The sequence below is a fragment of the Acutalibacter sp. JLR.KK004 genome, from assembly GCF_036941085.1.
GTDB lineage: Bacteria > Bacillota > Clostridia > Oscillospirales > Acutalibacteraceae > Acutalibacter.
On sequence record NZ_JAYMNQ010000001.1, the window covers coordinates 238,353 to 253,590 of the forward strand.

13 protein-coding genes and 1 tRNA gene are annotated in these 15,238 nt (G+C 57.1%); 8 read left to right on the forward strand and 6 right to left on the reverse strand.

The features are described 5' to 3' along the window. Positions 1 to 259 precede the first annotated feature (259 nt). Positions 260 to 1,399, forward strand: a complete 1,140-nt coding sequence (locus VSQ30_RS01450) for a M20/M25/M40 family metallo-hydrolase (RefSeq protein WP_334461494.1) — start codon at positions 260 to 262, stop codon at positions 1,397 to 1,399. Positions 1,400 to 1,462: 63 nt separating this feature from the next. On the opposite strand, the gene VSQ30_RS01455 is transcribed toward VSQ30_RS01450, so the two are convergent. Then, positions 1,463 to 2,764, reverse strand: a complete 1,302-nt coding sequence (locus VSQ30_RS01455; protein WP_334461495.1) for a glycoside hydrolase family 27 protein — start codon at positions 2,762 to 2,764, stop codon at positions 1,463 to 1,465. 506 nt (positions 2,765 to 3,270) lie between these two features. Next, positions 3,271 to 3,357: transfer RNA gene (locus VSQ30_RS01460), tRNA-Leu, on the reverse strand. A gap of 451 nt (positions 3,358 to 3,808) precedes the next feature. Here VSQ30_RS01460 and VSQ30_RS01465 point away from each other — a divergent pair. Both VSQ30_RS01465 and VSQ30_RS01470 read left to right on the forward strand, forming a co-directional pair. After that, a complete protein-coding gene (locus VSQ30_RS01465; RefSeq protein ID WP_334461496.1) occupies positions 3,809 to 5,572 on the forward strand; it encodes an ABC transporter ATP-binding protein in 1,764 nt (587 codons plus the stop codon). 1 nt (position 5,573) lies between these two features. Further along, entirely contained in the window at positions 5,574 to 7,343 is a 1,770-nt protein-coding gene (locus tag VSQ30_RS01470) for an ABC transporter ATP-binding protein (protein ID WP_334461498.1), read from the forward strand. Here VSQ30_RS01470 and VSQ30_RS01475 read toward each other — a convergent pair. After that, the gene (locus VSQ30_RS01475) at positions 7,310 to 7,549 is read right to left on the reverse strand and encodes a hypothetical protein (protein ID WP_334461501.1); all 240 of its coding nucleotides are present in this window, start codon (positions 7,547 to 7,549) and stop codon (positions 7,310 to 7,312) included. The genes VSQ30_RS01470 and VSQ30_RS01475 overlap by 34 nt on opposite strands. A gap of 334 nt (positions 7,550 to 7,883) precedes the next feature. Here VSQ30_RS01475 and VSQ30_RS01480 point away from each other — a divergent pair, with 334 nt between their 5' ends. Both VSQ30_RS01480 and VSQ30_RS01485 read left to right on the forward strand, forming a co-directional pair. Beyond that, positions 7,884 to 8,453: an ECF transporter S component gene (locus VSQ30_RS01480; RefSeq protein WP_334461502.1), complete on the forward strand. Its 570-nt coding sequence runs from the start codon at positions 7,884 to 7,886 to the stop codon at positions 8,451 to 8,453. Beyond that, positions 8,434 to 9,024 carry a uridine kinase family protein gene (locus VSQ30_RS01485; protein ID WP_334461503.1) on the forward strand — a complete coding sequence of 197 codons (591 nt, stop codon included), beginning with the start codon at positions 8,434 to 8,436 and terminating at the stop codon, positions 9,022 to 9,024. The genes VSQ30_RS01480 and VSQ30_RS01485 overlap by 20 nt, the downstream gene beginning before the upstream one ends. 446 nt (positions 9,025 to 9,470) lie before the next feature. On the opposite strand, the gene VSQ30_RS01490 is transcribed toward VSQ30_RS01485, so the two are convergent. Further along, positions 9,471 to 10,121, reverse strand: coding sequence for a helix-turn-helix domain-containing protein (locus VSQ30_RS01490; RefSeq protein WP_334461504.1), 651 nt, complete (start codon positions 10,119 to 10,121; stop codon positions 9,471 to 9,473). A gap of 206 nt (positions 10,122 to 10,327) precedes the next feature. Further along, entirely contained in the window at positions 10,328 to 11,299 is a 972-nt protein-coding gene (locus VSQ30_RS01495; protein ID WP_334461506.1) for an RluA family pseudouridine synthase, read from the reverse strand. A gap of 198 nt (positions 11,300 to 11,497) precedes the next feature. Between VSQ30_RS01495 and VSQ30_RS01500 the strand changes: the two genes are divergently transcribed. The 3 genes from VSQ30_RS01500 to VSQ30_RS01510 all read left to right on the forward strand — a co-directional run bounded on the left by VSQ30_RS01500 (position 11,498) and on the right by VSQ30_RS01510 (position 14,304). Next, positions 11,498 to 11,971: a hypothetical protein gene (locus VSQ30_RS01500; protein WP_334461508.1), complete on the forward strand. Its 474-nt coding sequence runs from the start codon at positions 11,498 to 11,500 to the stop codon at positions 11,969 to 11,971. 71 nt (positions 11,972 to 12,042) lie between these two features. Further along, positions 12,043 to 13,326 (forward strand): O-acetylhomoserine aminocarboxypropyltransferase/cysteine synthase family protein, encoded by a 1,284-nt coding sequence (locus VSQ30_RS01505; protein WP_334461510.1) that lies wholly within the window; start codon positions 12,043 to 12,045, stop codon positions 13,324 to 13,326. A 192-nt stretch (positions 13,327 to 13,518) separates the two neighbouring features. Then, on the forward strand, positions 13,519 to 14,304 hold the full coding sequence (locus tag VSQ30_RS01510; protein WP_160642903.1) for a hypothetical protein: 786 nt from the start codon (positions 13,519 to 13,521) through the stop codon (positions 14,302 to 14,304). Between the two features lie 12 nt (positions 14,305 to 14,316). Here the strand turns inward: VSQ30_RS01510 and VSQ30_RS01515 are convergent, their stop codons facing one another. After that, positions 14,317 to 14,955 (reverse strand): sporulation protein YunB, encoded by a 639-nt coding sequence (locus VSQ30_RS01515; RefSeq protein ID WP_334461513.1) that lies wholly within the window; start codon positions 14,953 to 14,955, stop codon positions 14,317 to 14,319. Positions 14,956 to 15,238: the final 283 nt, after the last annotated feature.

The following is a 15,238-nucleotide window of genomic DNA, read 5'->3' on the forward strand; positions in this document are numbered from 1 at the left end:
AGTTTCTTGCGTCTTTTTCACTTTCTAAATTTTTTATTTTGGGGCTTGACTTTTGTTTGCAGGACTCCACAGACATTTTCAATCCTAGATATGCTTTTCGGCCCTTTATAACGCTTACATCTGTACCCAGGGTCCGTCCTCCGGTTCCTCCATGCCCATTTTGCAAACAATTCCCATCTTTAAGCCCCCAACAAGTAGACACTTCCCTCTACTTGTGGTATGATTTCCTTACAGAATATGTAAACAGGGAGGCTATCCTATGAACGAAAAAATACAGCAGACAGCCCATCAATTTGCGCAGAATCACAAAGAGGAGCAGGCGGAGCTTCTGCGCACCTTGGGGAAAATACCGGCCCCGTCCCACCAGGAGGGGCGGCGGGCAGTTTTTGTGCGGGACTGGCTGCTGGCCCAGGGGGCCGCGGATGTGGTCATAGACGATGCCCAGAACGTGGTGTGCAAAATCGGCCCCATGGACGGGGAACTGATCGTCTTTGCGGCCCACACGGACATCGTTTTCCCAGACACGGATCCCCTGCCCATGGCCGAGTGGGACGGGAAGCTCTTTGCCCCGGGCATCGGCGACGACACAGCTAACCTGGTGAACCTGCTGTTGTGCGCCAAGTATCTGCTGCAAGGCAATATCCAGCCCAAGCGTGGCCTGCTTCTGGCAGCCAACAGCTGCGAGGAGGGCCTGGGGAACCTGGACGGCACCAAGCAGCTTTTCCAAGACTACGGCGGGCGCATCCGGGCCTTTACCTCCTTTGACGGCTACATGCCCGGCTGCACCAACAGCGCCGTGGGTTCTTACCGCTACCGGGTCACCTGCAAGACCATGGGCGGCCACTCCTTTGGCGACTGGGGCCGGCCCAACGCCATCCACATCCTCAGCGGACTCATTGGGCGGCTTTACGCCATCGTACCTCCCGCAGAAGCCAAGACTACCTACAACGTAGGGAGCATCGAAGGCGGCACCACAGTGAACACCATCGCCCAGGAGGCTTCCATGCTCTATGAGTTCCGTTCTACCTCCCAGGCGTGCCTGCACAAGATGGAGGAAGAATTTACCGCTGCTGTGGAAGCCAGCCGGGGCCAGGGCTGGGAGATCCAGGTGGAGCTCTTAGGCGTGCGCCCTGGCGACGGGGATCTGGACCGGGGGGCGCTGGAAAGTTTTACCCGGAATTCTGTGGAGGTGATCGAAGCGGTTACGGGGGAGAAGGCCCAGGTGTCCCCCCAGTCTACCGACAGCAACATACCCCTGAGCCTGGGCCTGCCTGCCAATACCATTGGCACTGTACGGGGCGGCCTGGCCCACACACGGGAGGAATGGGTGGAGCTGGACAGCCTGCCGGTTGGGTTGGAGCTGGCTTTGTGCCTGGTGCTGGGGCAGATCGGATCCTGAAATTTTGAATGGGACAGCCTGCCGCGCGGGGCGCTGGGAAAAAGACTCTCCCGCTATCTTCCCTTACTCGGCCTGAAACACCCTGCACCCATGCACCGGCACCTGGACAGTAAGTATACCATCCTTCACAGCAATCCGCTCCCCTGTCCACAACTCCCGTCCGCGGGCACAGCCGGGCCAAAGTTCTGTCAGGTCTATGGAGAGCGCGGCAGGCTGGTCCGCCAGATTGAATAAAGCCGCGTACCGCTTCTTTTCCCGCTGGTTCTCCGCCATCCACAGGGCATGGCGGTCGTCCCGCTCCAGTTGCTGGGGCCTGCACTCTGGGGTGAGCATGGAGAGCACCTCCCGGTTTGTCAGCAGGGACAGCGTCCAGTCGTCCAGCTTGGTCAGCTCGGCCCCCAACATCAGCGGCGAGCCGAACAGGCACCACAAGGTCATCATAGTGCGCTGCTCATCCCGGGTCAGGCGGGTATCCCGCTCCCCTTGGCCGAAGCCCCCGCCGATTTTCCCCAGGGGCAGCATGTCGCAGTCCGGGTAGCAGCCTGGGGCCACGTGGTCCTGCCAAATCTCGCACCGGGGGAACATGGCCTTCAAGAGCCTCCAGTCGTCCCAGAAATCGTCAGTGATGCGCCACATGTTGGCGTACTTTTTGTAATGCCAGGATTTCTGAATTATCGCAGGCCCCGGCGACAGGGACAGCACCATGGGCCTGCCCGCACGCTGGATGGCCCGGGCCAGCATCTCGATCTCATGTTTGCGCGCATAGCCCCGCTCGTCATGGTCCACCAGGTTATAGGTGTTGCACATGTCGTCGCACTTGATGAAGTCCACGCCCCAAGAGGCGTAAAGTTCCAGGAGGGAATCATAGTAAGCCTGGCCCTCGGGGCAGTCCCGCACGCCGTACATGTCCGGGTTCCAGCGGCAGACGGAGTCCGGTTCGGCCACCATATCGGCGGCAGTGTCTGTGTGCAGGATTTTCGTATGATTATGGGCCGCCTGCCGGGGGATGCCCCGCATCATGTGGATGCCGAACTTGAGCCCCAAGTTGTGCACGTAGTCTGCCAGCGGCCCAAACCCCTGTCCGCCTGCGGAGGAAGGGAACCGGGCCGGGTCAGGCAGCAGGCGGGAATATTCGTCCATCTCCACCGGGGCGAAGGGGATGTACTGGAATTTGTCCCGCTGGGACCCGGCCCCGTGGGCGTACCACTGGCTGTCCACCACCACATACTCCCAGCCGAAGGGCTTGAGATTTTCCGCCATCACCCGGGCGTTGGCCTTCACCTGTTCTTCGTTGACGGTGGTGTCGTAGTAGTCGTAGCTGTTCCACCCCATGGGCGGGGTGGGGGCAAAGGTGTTTTTGTTCATGGGGGATTTCCTTTCTGATTGGGGTCTAAAATACCGCCCCAGTCCGGCATGCTTTTTATGGGCTTGACATCAGTGAGCAGACGACGGTATAGCCTTTCCGCCGTTTTATTACTTTCATATTAGCATATTTTTCGCCGGGTTTCAATTGAGAAAAAACGGGCGATGCCCCTAAATACCCAAAAACTGAGCAGGAATAGTCCTTTTGGGCTAGGGCTTGTTTGAAAAATCGTAAACACCGTCTTTTTGCTCCAAACGGGACGCATGTATGCGCCTGCGGTTCTCTGTGTTGGAAATCCTCGAAATACGACAGTATTTCTTGTGGTTTCCGCCTTGAAACCGCTCCCCTTTGGAACAAAAATTCCGGTACTTCCTCTATTTTCAAACAAGCCCTAACCTTTTATAGCGGCTAGAGAGCACAGTATACATCGAAGGCTTTTTCCCACAAAATTAGGGTAGGAATTTTGGACAGTCCAAATTGCCTGTTCAAACTCCTACCCTAGTTCAGATGGTGCCGCTGACCGGGATCGAACCGGTACGATGTTGCCATCACGGGATTTTAAGTCCCGGGCGTCTGCCAGTTCCGCCACAGCGGCATATAACTAATATTATCATACAGATCCTGCAAAATCAAGAGGGGAAAGCAAAAATTTTGCCCCGCAGCCGCCAAACCTGCAAATTTTTCGCTTTGGAAGCAGCAGAAGCTTCTGGTTCGGGAGGCGTTTTACCTGGGATGCGCAGGGCAAAACCCGGAGAAGAATAGTATACAAACTTTGCCAGAAATCACCGGGGGGGATTTGTTATACTGCTGAAATTTAAAATTCACACAAACCCATCTTGCTTTTTCTCCTGGCAGGTCTATAATAAGCAGGGTTTAGAACCCGCGCCCATGGAGATGCCGGCAAAGCTTTCCGGTAGGGGTTTTACCGTAAGCGCGCTTGAAAACCGGCAAAGGCTGATTTTCAGGCCGCGCTGACTACCCAAAAGCAAAAGGGCGCCAGCCCCGCCTATCACGCCGCTGCCCGTTCAGCAGGGAGGAAATGTGCTATGTTTCAATTAAGATGGGTGTGGGCCCGTTTGCAGGGCCTGCGCAAGAAGTATGTGTTCGCTTTATGCTCCACCGTCGTGCTGGCAGTGCTGGCACTGGGCAACTCCGCCATAACCGCCCGCATTATGGACGCCATCTTCCGCCCCCTCCAGGAGTCCGGGACGGTGGCGGAGGATGCCATCCGCCACCTCATCATCATGGTGGCAGTCCTCATAGGGTTCACTTTGTTCCGCACAGGCTTCGGATACCTTTCCATCATGACCTATGAGAACGTGTCCCAAAAGCTGATATACGACCTGCGCCGGGATCTCTATAAAAACATGCAGGAGCAGGATCAGGCTTTCTACAGCGCCTACCGCACCGGCGACCTGATGACCCGCCTTACCGGCGACATGGACATGATCCGCCACACTGTGTGCTGGGTTGTCCGGCAGCTTATCCACTGCGTGGTGCTGTTCACCACCACCACTATCACCTTCTTCGCCACAGACTGGCTCTTTGCCCTCACCATGCTGGCTGTAACGCCTTTCATCTTTGTCATCACCCTGGTGTTTTCCCGCCAGGTACACCCCCTCTATGTGGAGCTTCGGGAAAAGCTCTCCCGCCTGAACACCGCCGCCCAGGAGAACATCGCCGGCAACCGGGTGGTAAAGGCTTTTGCCCGGGAGGAGTATGAGAAAGAACGCTTCGACGAGAAGAACCGGGACTATAAGCAGGCCAACGAGACGGCGTCTTTGCTATGGCTGAAATTCAGCCCCTATGTGGACACCCTGTCCCAGTCCCTTTCTGTGGCTGTGCTGCTGGTGGGCGGCATATTCCTAATCAATGGCCGTATCACCATTGGCGCTTTCACCCTCTTTAACGGCTTAACCTGGACGCTGGTAGAGCCTATGCGTATGCTGGGCATGCACCTGAACGATTTGCAGCGGTTCTTTGCCAGCTCCAGCAAAATCATTGAGCTTTACTATGCCAAATCCACCATCACCACCCGCCCCGACGCTGTAAATCCCAAAGGCCGCCTGCAGGGCAGGGTGGAGTTCAAGGGCGCGGGGCTGAAGCTTCATGGCGCCCAGGTGCTGCGGGATATCGACCTCACTGTGGAGCCGGGGGAAACAGTTGCCATTATGGGACCCACAGGCGCCGGCAAAACCTCCCTTATCAGCCTTATCCCCCGCTTTGCCGACGCCACCCAGGGGGAAGTGGACATAGACGGCGTGCCGGTGCGCATGTATGACCTTAAAAAGCTGCGCTCCTCCATTGGCATTGCCACCCAGGACGTGTTCCTTTTTTCCGATTCCGTAGATGGCAACATCTGTTATGGCGACAGCAGTATGCCAGAGGATGAGGTGAAAGCCTTTGCCAGGATGGCGGCAGTGGATTTCGCTGAAAAGCTGCCCCAGGGCTTTGACACAGTTATCGGCGAGCGGGGCACAGGCCTGTCCGGCGGGCAAAAGCAGCGCATTGCCCTGGCAAGGGCTTTGGCAGTGAAGCCCAGCGTCCTCATCCTGGACGATACCACCTCCGCTGTGGATCTGGAAACAGAAAAGTACATCCAGGAGCAGCTTTCCGGCCTCAGCTTCCCCTGCACCAAGATCATTGTGGCCCAGCGCATTTCCACCACCAAGCGGGCCGATAAAGTGGTGGTAATTGAGGACGGCAGGATTACCCAGGCAGGCACCCACAGGGAGCTGATTCAGCAGCCCGGCTATTACCGGGAAGTTTACCTGCTGCAAAATGGCGGCACAGAAAAGGAGGTGGGCTGAAATGGCGCGCAACCGCTTTGACGTAGACGAAAACCTGGAAACCCCGTTTAACTTGAAACACCTGCTGCGGGCAGGTACATACATCGGGCAGCACAAGAAAAAAATGGTGCTCTCCCTGCTGTATTCCGCCATTTCCGCAGCAGCCGCCCTTGTAGGGCCGCTGCTGGTGCAGCGGGGCATCAATGTCTCCGTACCCAATAAAGATTATGGGGAGCTGGTGCTCCTGTCCGCTGCCATGCTGGCCGCCATTGTCGTGTCAGTGCTCTTCGGCCGGGCGCGCAGCAGGTACATGATTTCCGTCGGCCAGGAGATTATCTATGATATCCGCAAGGATCTTTTCGCCCACCTGCAAAAGCTGCCCTTCCAGTTCTATGACGACCGCCCCCACGGCAAAATCCTGGTGCGGGTTATCAACTACATAAACAGCGTGTCTGACGCGCTGTCTAACGGCATTATCAACTTTATCCTGGAAATTTTCAACCTCCTGCTCATTGCCGCCTTCATGCTCATCTGCGACCTGCGGCTTTCCCTGGTGGTGATGGCGGGGGTGCCTTTGCTGCTCATTGTCATCTTCTTGGTGAAGCCTGCCCAGCGCCGGGCCTGGCAGGATGTATCCAACAAATCTTCCAACCTGAACGCTTACCTTCATGAAAGCCTGGACGGCATGAAAATCACCCAGGCCTTTGTGCGGGAGGAGGAAAACGCCGGGATTTATGATAAATTGAACCAGAACTACCGCCGGAGCTGGATGCGCGCCCAGTACACCTCCAACCTGATTTGGGTGTCTGTAGACAACATCTCCACCTGGGTGGTGGGGGCCATGTACCTGGCGGGCCTGTGCGCCCTGGGGCCTGGGATGCAGATAGGCACCATTATCGCCCTGTCCTCCTATGCCTGGCGCTTCTGGCAGCCCATGCTCAGCCTGTCCAACCTCTATAACACCTTTATCAACGCGGTGGCCTATCTGGAGCGCATTTTCGAGATGATGGACGAACCCGTTACGGTGGACGACGTGCCGGGAGCCGCCCAACTGCCGCCCATTCAGGGCGCGGTGTCCTTTCAGGACGTGACCTTCTCCTATGACGGCAGCGTGAATATTCTGGAAAATTTCAACCTGGAGGTTGCCCCCGGCGAATCCATCGCCCTGGTAGGCCCTACAGGGGCAGGCAAAACCACGGTGGTAAACCTGCTCTCCCGCTTCTACAACCTGAACGGCGGCCAGGTGCTCCTGGACAGCCATGACATTGCCGGGGTAACGCTTCAGTCCCTGCGCAGCCAGATGGGCATTATGCTCCAGGAGAGCTTCATTTTCTCCGGCACCATTATGGACAACATCCGTTACGGCCGCTTGGACGCCACTGACGAAGAGGTGATTGCCGCCGCCAAAACTGTGTGCGCCCACGAGTTCATCAGCCAGATGGAGGACGGGTATTACACCCAGGTCAACGAGCGCGGCTCCCGCCTGAGCCAGGGCCAGCGGCAATTGGTAGCCTTTGCCCGCACCCTGCTTTCCGACCCTAAAATCCTGGTGCTGGACGAGGCCACCTCCTCCATAGACGCCAAAACGGAAAAGCTGGTGCAGCAGGGCCTCCAGGCCCTCTTAAAGGGCCGCACGTCCTTTATCATCGCCCACCGGCTCTCCACCATCAAAAGCAGCGACCGCATCCTCTATATTGCCAATAAGGGCATTGCTGAAATGGGCAGCCATGAGCAGCTAATGGAGAAACAGGGCCAATACTACCACCTGTATACCGCCCAGTTGGAGGATTGAGTCCATATACGGTATTCCCGCAGATATTCCAGGGTTGCCAGCAGCCGATCCTCTGTGCTCAGCTTTGGCGTCCTCCCACGGCGCCGGTGCTTTTCCGCATATCCTTTTTGCAGAATTTCTACCATCTTGTCAAATGCTGCCCGCTTTACCCCGGTAATTCTCCAAAATCCTGTGTTTGAATATTCCGCTATCTTCTCGTATTTCATGCCTCTGTTTTATCGCACTATTTCATTTTCGCAAGAGGTATATTCTTCGTGAAACAACTCTGCGTTTGGGGGATGTCCTTTCAAAAAAGTTTCATCATATAACCCTGCCCAGCTTGCCGCTGTCCCGGCAGACGGGGGCTGTGCTGGAAAATAAAGCTTGACATAAACCTCACTCCAAGTATTATAATCATCCCGTGCCATTACGGAGTGCGTCCGGCCCGCGCGGTTTCTGAAGCCCGCCCAGCAAACCCTTGTACATATTCCCTGCCCGACCGGGCACATGGCAACATGCGCGTTTGACCGCTCCCCCCATTATCAAGAAGGAGGGACCTTTATGAAATCCATCTCAAAAAATCTTGTCTTGCCCGCCCTGTTTCTGGCGATTGGCCTGGTGCTTCCCTTTTTCACCGGGCAAATTCCCCAAATCGGCCAGATGCTCCTGCCCATGCATATCCCGGTGCTGCTCTGCGGCCTGATTTGCGGCTGGCAGCAGGGCGCTGTGGTGGGGCTTGTCCTGCCCCTGCTGCGCTCGGCACTGTTCGGCGCGCCGGCGTTTTACCCCATGGCAACCGGCATGGCCTTTGAGCTGATGACCTACGGCTTGGTCGCGGGCCTGCTTTACAGCCTTTCCAAGTGGCACTGCCTGCTGGCGCTTTACCGCAGCCTGGTGCTGGCTATGCTGGCAGGCCGGGTAGTCTGGGGGATTGTCCAGACCATCCAAATGGGCGTGTTTGGAAACGGCTTTACCTTGCAGATGTTCCTGGCAGGGGCCTTCATCAACGCCATTCCCGGCATTCTGGCCCAGCTCATCTTAATCCCCACCATCATGCTGGCTTTGGGTCGCACCGGGCTGGTGCCTTTTAAAGCGCACAAGGACAAGTCCCATGAACATACAGAAGCTTAACGCGGCTGCCGCTTCTGCGAAAATCGCAGGGATGCCCCGGACAGGGTCTCCCTTCCTGGTGGCCATAGACGGCCGCTGCGCCGCCGGAAAAACCACCTTGGCCCAGGCGCTCCGCCAGGAGACAGGCTGGGGCGTTGTGCATATGGATCACTTCTTTCTGCGCCCAGCCCAGCGGACGGAGGCCCGACTGGCAGAACCGGGAGGCAATGTGGATAGGGAGCGCTTTTTAGAGGAAGTGCTCCTCCCCCTCCAGGCAGGCCGGGATGCGGTTTACCGCCCCTATGACTGCCACAGCCAAAGCTTTTCCCCGCCTGTCCGGATAGAGGCAGGCCCTGCCGTCATTATAGAAGGTTCCTATAGCTGCCATCCTGCCCTGTGGGACGCATACCACCTGCGGGTGTTCCTGCATGTCAGCCCCCAAAAGCAGCTTGCCCGCATTGAAGCCCGCAATGGCTCCCAGGCGCTCTCCCAGTTCCGGGACAAATGGATCCCCCTGGAGGAGCGGTATTTTGAAGCCTTTGGGATAGGGGAGCGGTGCGCGCTGTGCTTTGAGCTGGAAGGATATCGTTAACGCAGTTCAAAAGAGGCAGAATGCCTCTTTTGAACCAGGCGGTAAAGCCGCCTGGTTTGAAAATCGGTACATCCCGATTTTCAAGTGCGTTTACTATAGGGCACGCGCTTTTGGAGAGTTAAGAAAACAAAACCGCCCGTCAAAAAGGGGGGGCATAAGGGCAAAAAGCCCCGGTTACCGGCCAGCGCCTAAAGGCGCTGGCTTTTCTTACAGCCTTATAGGCCGCAAATGAAAGAGCCGCTGCAAAAGCGGCCCTTGAAGGTAATGCGCTGGTGCCCCTTTAGGGGCTGAGTCCTTAGAATGTATTCACAACCTGCAGCCATCATCTAAGCGGTCTTTTGGGAGACGCTCTTTGTTAAATTTCCTTGCCCCCAAAATTCCCGCTCATCCAGCAGTTTCGATTATGAATACAGGTTCTTAGTTCTCCCTCATAGGTGGTGGAACCCTTAATCTGCGGGAGGCTTCTGCGCCTCTGCTTTCTTTAAAATCCGGTACACCGCCAGCAGCGCCGCCCCGTACAGGAAGAGGAACACCGCTGTGGCGGGCACGCCCACATCCAGGGGGTACGGCGTAAGCAGCCTGAAGAAGATGTACCCCGTCGCCATGGAACAGGGCATAAACAGCCCCAAAGCCCAGTCCAGCATTTTAATGAAAAAGGGGGCCTCCTGGTGGGAGACGATTTTACCCGCGAAGTACCAAGCCACCCCGGCCACCTGTATAATCATGCTGCCCCATATGACGGAATCCTCCTGGCTGTCATACCAGCCCCTAAAGGCCAGCAGCAGCCCAATAGCCATAAGCCCTGCCGATACCACATACTGCACCTGTCCGATGCTTTTCCGGTCCCAGCCGCCTTTAGGGACGGCCTTTGTTTCGCTGCCTTTTAAAAGGTAGTCCGTAGTCACGCCGAAAAACTCGCTGAGGGCCACCACCTTGCCCAGTTCCGGAACCGATTCCCCCAGCTCCCACTTGCTCACCGCCTGCCGGGACACCCCTGCCTGTTCCGCAAGCTGCTCCTGGGAAAGCCCCCGGGACTTCCGCAGGGCCTGGAGCCTTTCCCCCAGTGCCATGTTGTTTTCCATTACGTTTCTTTCCATTGCCTGTTCGCCTGCCTTTCTGCTTAGATAGCTCCTTCAGCATAGCATTTTTTCCGGTTGCGGGCCACCATGCGGGCTTGGAAATGCCGCAACTGGCAGTTGCGCGGCAAAAAACGCCGGCGCCGTCTTTTTCAAAGGCCCTGCTGGCTTCCGGGCGGCCCAAGCGCATGCGGCTGGGGCCGGGCTGCTGTACCCGCCTGCCCTCTTTAAGGGAACTGCCGGAATTCCCGGAGGAACCAAGGCTCCCCGGCAGTGAACACCCGGCCGTTCAGGTAATCCAGCGCCCCGGCGGGAGTGGTAAAGCGGAACCCCAGCTTATAGGAATACAGGGCCTGATAGGGAAAGCCCGTCTTTTTGTTCACCGCGTTTTTGCCATACTTCCCGTCCCCGGCCAGGGGGTGCCCGATGGCGGCAAAGTGGGCGCGTATCTGGTGGGTGCGCCCTGTCAGCAGCTCTGCCTCCAGGAGGGAAAAGTCCCGCCTTTCCTCCAGCACCCGGTATTTCGTGCGGATAGACTTTCCCCCGGGCACAGGCTTTTTGCTGATATACACCCGGTTCTGGGATTCGTTCTTCTGGAGGTATCCTGTCAGCAGCCCCTCTTTTTCCTCCATGCGCCCGCACACCACACACAGGTATTTCTTTTCCAGCTCCCTGTCCTTCACCTTCTGGTTCATCACCCGCAGGGCTTCCGCGTTTTTTGCCGCCATGACGATGCCCCCAGTGTTCCGGTCAATGCGGTTGATAAGGGCCGGGGCAAAAGAGTTCTCTGCCTGGGGGTCATATTCCCCCCGGTCGTAAAGCAGGTGCTGCACCCGGGCAATGAGGGAATCGAAGTGGTAGTGCTCGTCCGGATGGACGATAAGCCCCGGCTTTTTGTCCAGCAGCAGAAGGTTTTCGTCCTCATAGACAATGGACAGGGCTTTGGGGGCCTTGAGGAAATCATGGCTTTCCGGCGCCTTCTGGAAAAAATCCTCCTGCCAGTACAGGGTAAGCACATCCCCCTCCCGCAGCCGCTGGTCGGCCTGGCACCGTTTGCCGTTCAGCTTCACATCCTTTGTCCGCACGCATTTATACAGCACCGCTGGAGGCAGGTTTGGATAAGCTTTCAGCAGGAACTTATCCAGCCGCTGCCCTCCGTCGTTTTTTTCAATGGCAACCGTTCTTCTTGGCATGTCCATGCCCCTTTCCGCCTTTTTTTCTCCTTCCCATTATTTCATATTTTTCCCCATAAATCAAGGCCGCCCTTCGGCGGGACGCGGCTTAGGCGGAAAAGTTTTCAGGCGGTTCCTCCTGCCTTATTGTGAGATTGCCTTTACAAACCGGCCCTTTTGGTTTATTATAGTCAAGGACGCAAAACCTGAAAAGGAGGGATTCCGGTGCTGTACTGCAAGCGCTGCCAGTCTGTCTGCGAGAACTATGAACACCGCTGCCCCAACTGCAAAAGCAACAAACTCCGGGAGGCTCTGGAGGAGGACTTCGTTTTTCTCCAGCGGGCAGATTTGTATACGGCGGGCCGCCTGGAAAGCCTGTTTGCAGAACAGGATATAGACTGCCGCCTGGAGTCTTTTTCCAAGGGCAGGCCAGTGCCCCTGTATGACAGCGAGATTATGCCCACAGACAAAAGCGTTTTTGTGCCCTTTCGGGATCTCCCTGCCGCCCGGGAGCTTTCCGCCGCCCTGTGCCGGGAGCTGGAGGAGGACGATCCTGCGCCCCAATGGGAGGAAATGTCCAGCAAAAAGCGGCTGGTGGTGCAGTCCCTTTCTGCCCTGGCCTTTATCCTGGTTATCATCTGCGTGGTGTTCGCGGCAGACGGCCTTGCCAACTGGCTGAAATCCCTTTGGTTCGGATAACCCCAAACAGTTTTCAAGGGGGCGGCCCCGCCCCTTGTTATACATTTTGTATCAGGAAAGGAAGAAGAAAGATGAAAGATTTACAGAGAGACACCCTTTGCATCCACGCGGGCTATAAGCCCGGAAACGGGCAGCCCCGGGTGGTGCCCATTGTCCAGAGCACCACCTACACCTATGAAAGCTCCCAGGAAATGGGGGATCTTTTCGATTTAAAGGCAGAAGGCTTTTTTTACACACGCCTGGGCAACCCCACCAACGACTGCGTGGAGCGGAAAATCGCGGCTCTGGAGGGCGGCGTGGGGGCCATGATCACCTCCTCCGGCCAGGCGGCCTCCCTGCTGTCTGTGCTGAACATCTGCACAGCGGGCCAGCACATGGTCTGTTCCAGCGCCATCTATGGCGGCACCTTCAACCTGTTTTTCAAAACCATTAAGGAAATGGGGGTGGAGGTTACCTTTGTGCCCCCCGCCGCTTCCCTGGAAGAGCTGCGGGCCGCCATGCGGGAGAACACCCGCTGCGTCTTTGCGGAAACCCTCTCCAACCCCTCTTTGGTGGTCACAGATCTGGAGCTGTTCGCCCAGGCCGCCCACGAGCATGGCGTGCCCCTGATTGTGGACAACACCTTCCCCACCCCCATCAACTGCCGGCCTATAGAGTTTGGGGCCGACATTGTGGTACACTCCACCACCAAGTATATGGACGGCCACGCCGTACAGGTGGGGGGCGTGATTGTGGACTCCGGGAAGTTTAACTGGGATAACGGCAAATTCCCCGCCCTGACAGAGCCGGATGAATCCTACCACGGGGTGGTGTACACCAAGCAGTTTGGCCCCGCCGCCTATATCGCCAAGGCCCGCTGCCATCTGATGCGGGATCTGGGTGCCCAGGCCGCGCCCATGAATGCCTTCCTTTTGAACCTGGGCCTGGAAACCCTGGCCCTGCGCATGGAGCGCCACTGCCAGAACGCCCAGAAGGTGGCGGAATACCTCCAGTCTGACCCCCGCGTTTCCTGGGTGAACCATCCCGGCCTGCCGGGCAATCCGTATTATGCCCTTGCCCAGAAATATATGCCCCATGGATCCTGCGGCGTGGTGGCCTTTGGCATCAAGGGCGGCAGGGAAGCGGCCCAGAAATTTATGGACAGCCTGGAGCTGGCCTCTGTTGTCACCCATGTGGCAGACCTGCGCACCTGCGTGCTCCATCCCGCCAGCACCACCCACCGCCAGCTTTCTGACCAGCAGCTTCAGGAGGCCGGCGTGCCTGCCGACCTTATCCGCCTCTCCGTGGGCATCGAAAGCCTGGAGGACATTTTGGCAGATTTGAAGCAGGCCATTGAAAAAGCCGGCAAGGCCTGAGGCGGCGTTTTTCCCAAGGCTTGCAGTGATGACAAATGGGTGACAATTCAGGAACAAATTCTTTCAAAACAACTGTTTTTGCCTGGATTTTACCACGTTTAACAGTTTGTTCACAATTTGCTTTTTGCCCTGTTTTTCTCCCGATAAATAAAGAAAGGGGCGGCAGAATCCCTCTGCCGCGCAAAGATCCCCATGAAGAAAAAGCAGAAAGAAGAAAGCTATTACGACGACCCCAGCCTGCCGGAGGAGCTTTTATACCTGGACGATCCGGAAAGGCTGATACGGGAGGGGGACGACACCCCGGACACCCCTAAAAAGCGCCGGCAGAACTGGATGAACCGGAATATGTCTTTTATGATGGGCGCGCTGGCGCTGATGCTGGTGCTGGGGGTGCTGCTGTATACCCTGTTTTTGCAGTCCGGGCCTGACTACATTGTAGGGCTGGTCACTTCCTACACCATGCCGGAGCCAGGGCGCAAACAGTTGGAGGAGCTGCTCGCCTCCTATGCCGACGACCGCAACGGGGACGGCAGGGTGATGGTGAAGCTGCAGACATACACCTTTGTGCCCGGCACCACAGACCAGGCCCAGCGGGAGGAATCGCTGCTGGATTTACAGGTGAGCCTGATAAGCGATGAGTGCATGATTTTCCTCCAGGACAAGGGCGCCCTGCATGAGGTTGCCGGGGAGATGGACGGGAAGCTTCAGTATACAGACGGCACAGCCATGCCCCAGGGGGCAAAGGATTTCGAGAAGGCCCTCATCCCCTGGGGGGACTGCAAGGCCCTTTCCGCCTTCCAGCCGGATGAAAGCAGGCTGAACCTGTGGGATCCACAGATTTACCTGGAGCTGTGCCAGTCTTTGAATGTGACGCTCCGGGGGGCGGCGGGCACCATCCTGGCAGACCCGGATGTGTCTGCCTATCACGCCGCCAGCGCCGCCTTTGTGGAGCGGCTGAAAAGCGGGGAGAAGCCCTAACCTGATAGCGGCTTAGCTTTCCCTGCCGCCTGCCAGGGCCAGGGAGGGCACAGGGCCTACCACCAGGGTTTCTGCCAGCACAGTGGAGGTGGATTCCTCCACCTTGGCTTCAAAGCGGCGGGACTGGGAATAGGCATAGGCGGTTACGGTCATGGTGATCCTGTGCAGGCTCTGGTTTACCCCGGCGGTGGTGAACTCTGTGTCAAAGCGGAGGTTGGCAGAGCCTTCAAAAGCCATGCGCACCGGCACGCAGAAGCCCCTGCCATTTAAGATCCTAATGCCTGTCAGGCTGCCCAGGGGAACCTTTATTTCCCTGCGCCCGTTCAGGCTTTGGGAAAGCCGTTCCAGCACCCTGGCTTTTAGCTGGTTCAGGGCATGTGGATTGGCGCTGGCGGCGGTAATCTGGCCTTTGCTGTCCCGTTCCACCTGTATGTAAGGGCTTTCTTCCCCGGCCATTTCCTCCTCCACCGCCTGCGTTAGGCATTCCAGCACATAGCCCCGGGCCGCTTCCTCAATAAGCTCTGGCGACAGGGCGGCAAGGCCCCGTTCCCAGCACAGTGTCCAGAGGGCGCACAGCAGCAGCGCCAGCCCTACGGCCCCAAAGGCCCTTTTGTGCCGGGCCGGGGGCCTGCGGCGTCTTTTCCATCTCATAGGCCACCTCCATAATAGCCGCACAGCTTGAAAAGATCCGTTTCCAGGCTGTGCATGTTGATTCCCGCTATTGTATGCGGATGAAAATATTTTGTGCGGGAAAACTTTTAGAAGCTGTACCGATAGGATTGGTACGAAGATTTTCGAGGAAATTTTGTGGGGTTCAAGGCGGAGAACCGCAAGAAATACTTGTGTATTTCGAGGATTTCCAACACAGAAGCCCGCTAAATTTCCCGAAAAAGTTTGTGCAGGAGCCTATTGGTACGGCTTCTTAGGGTAAGAA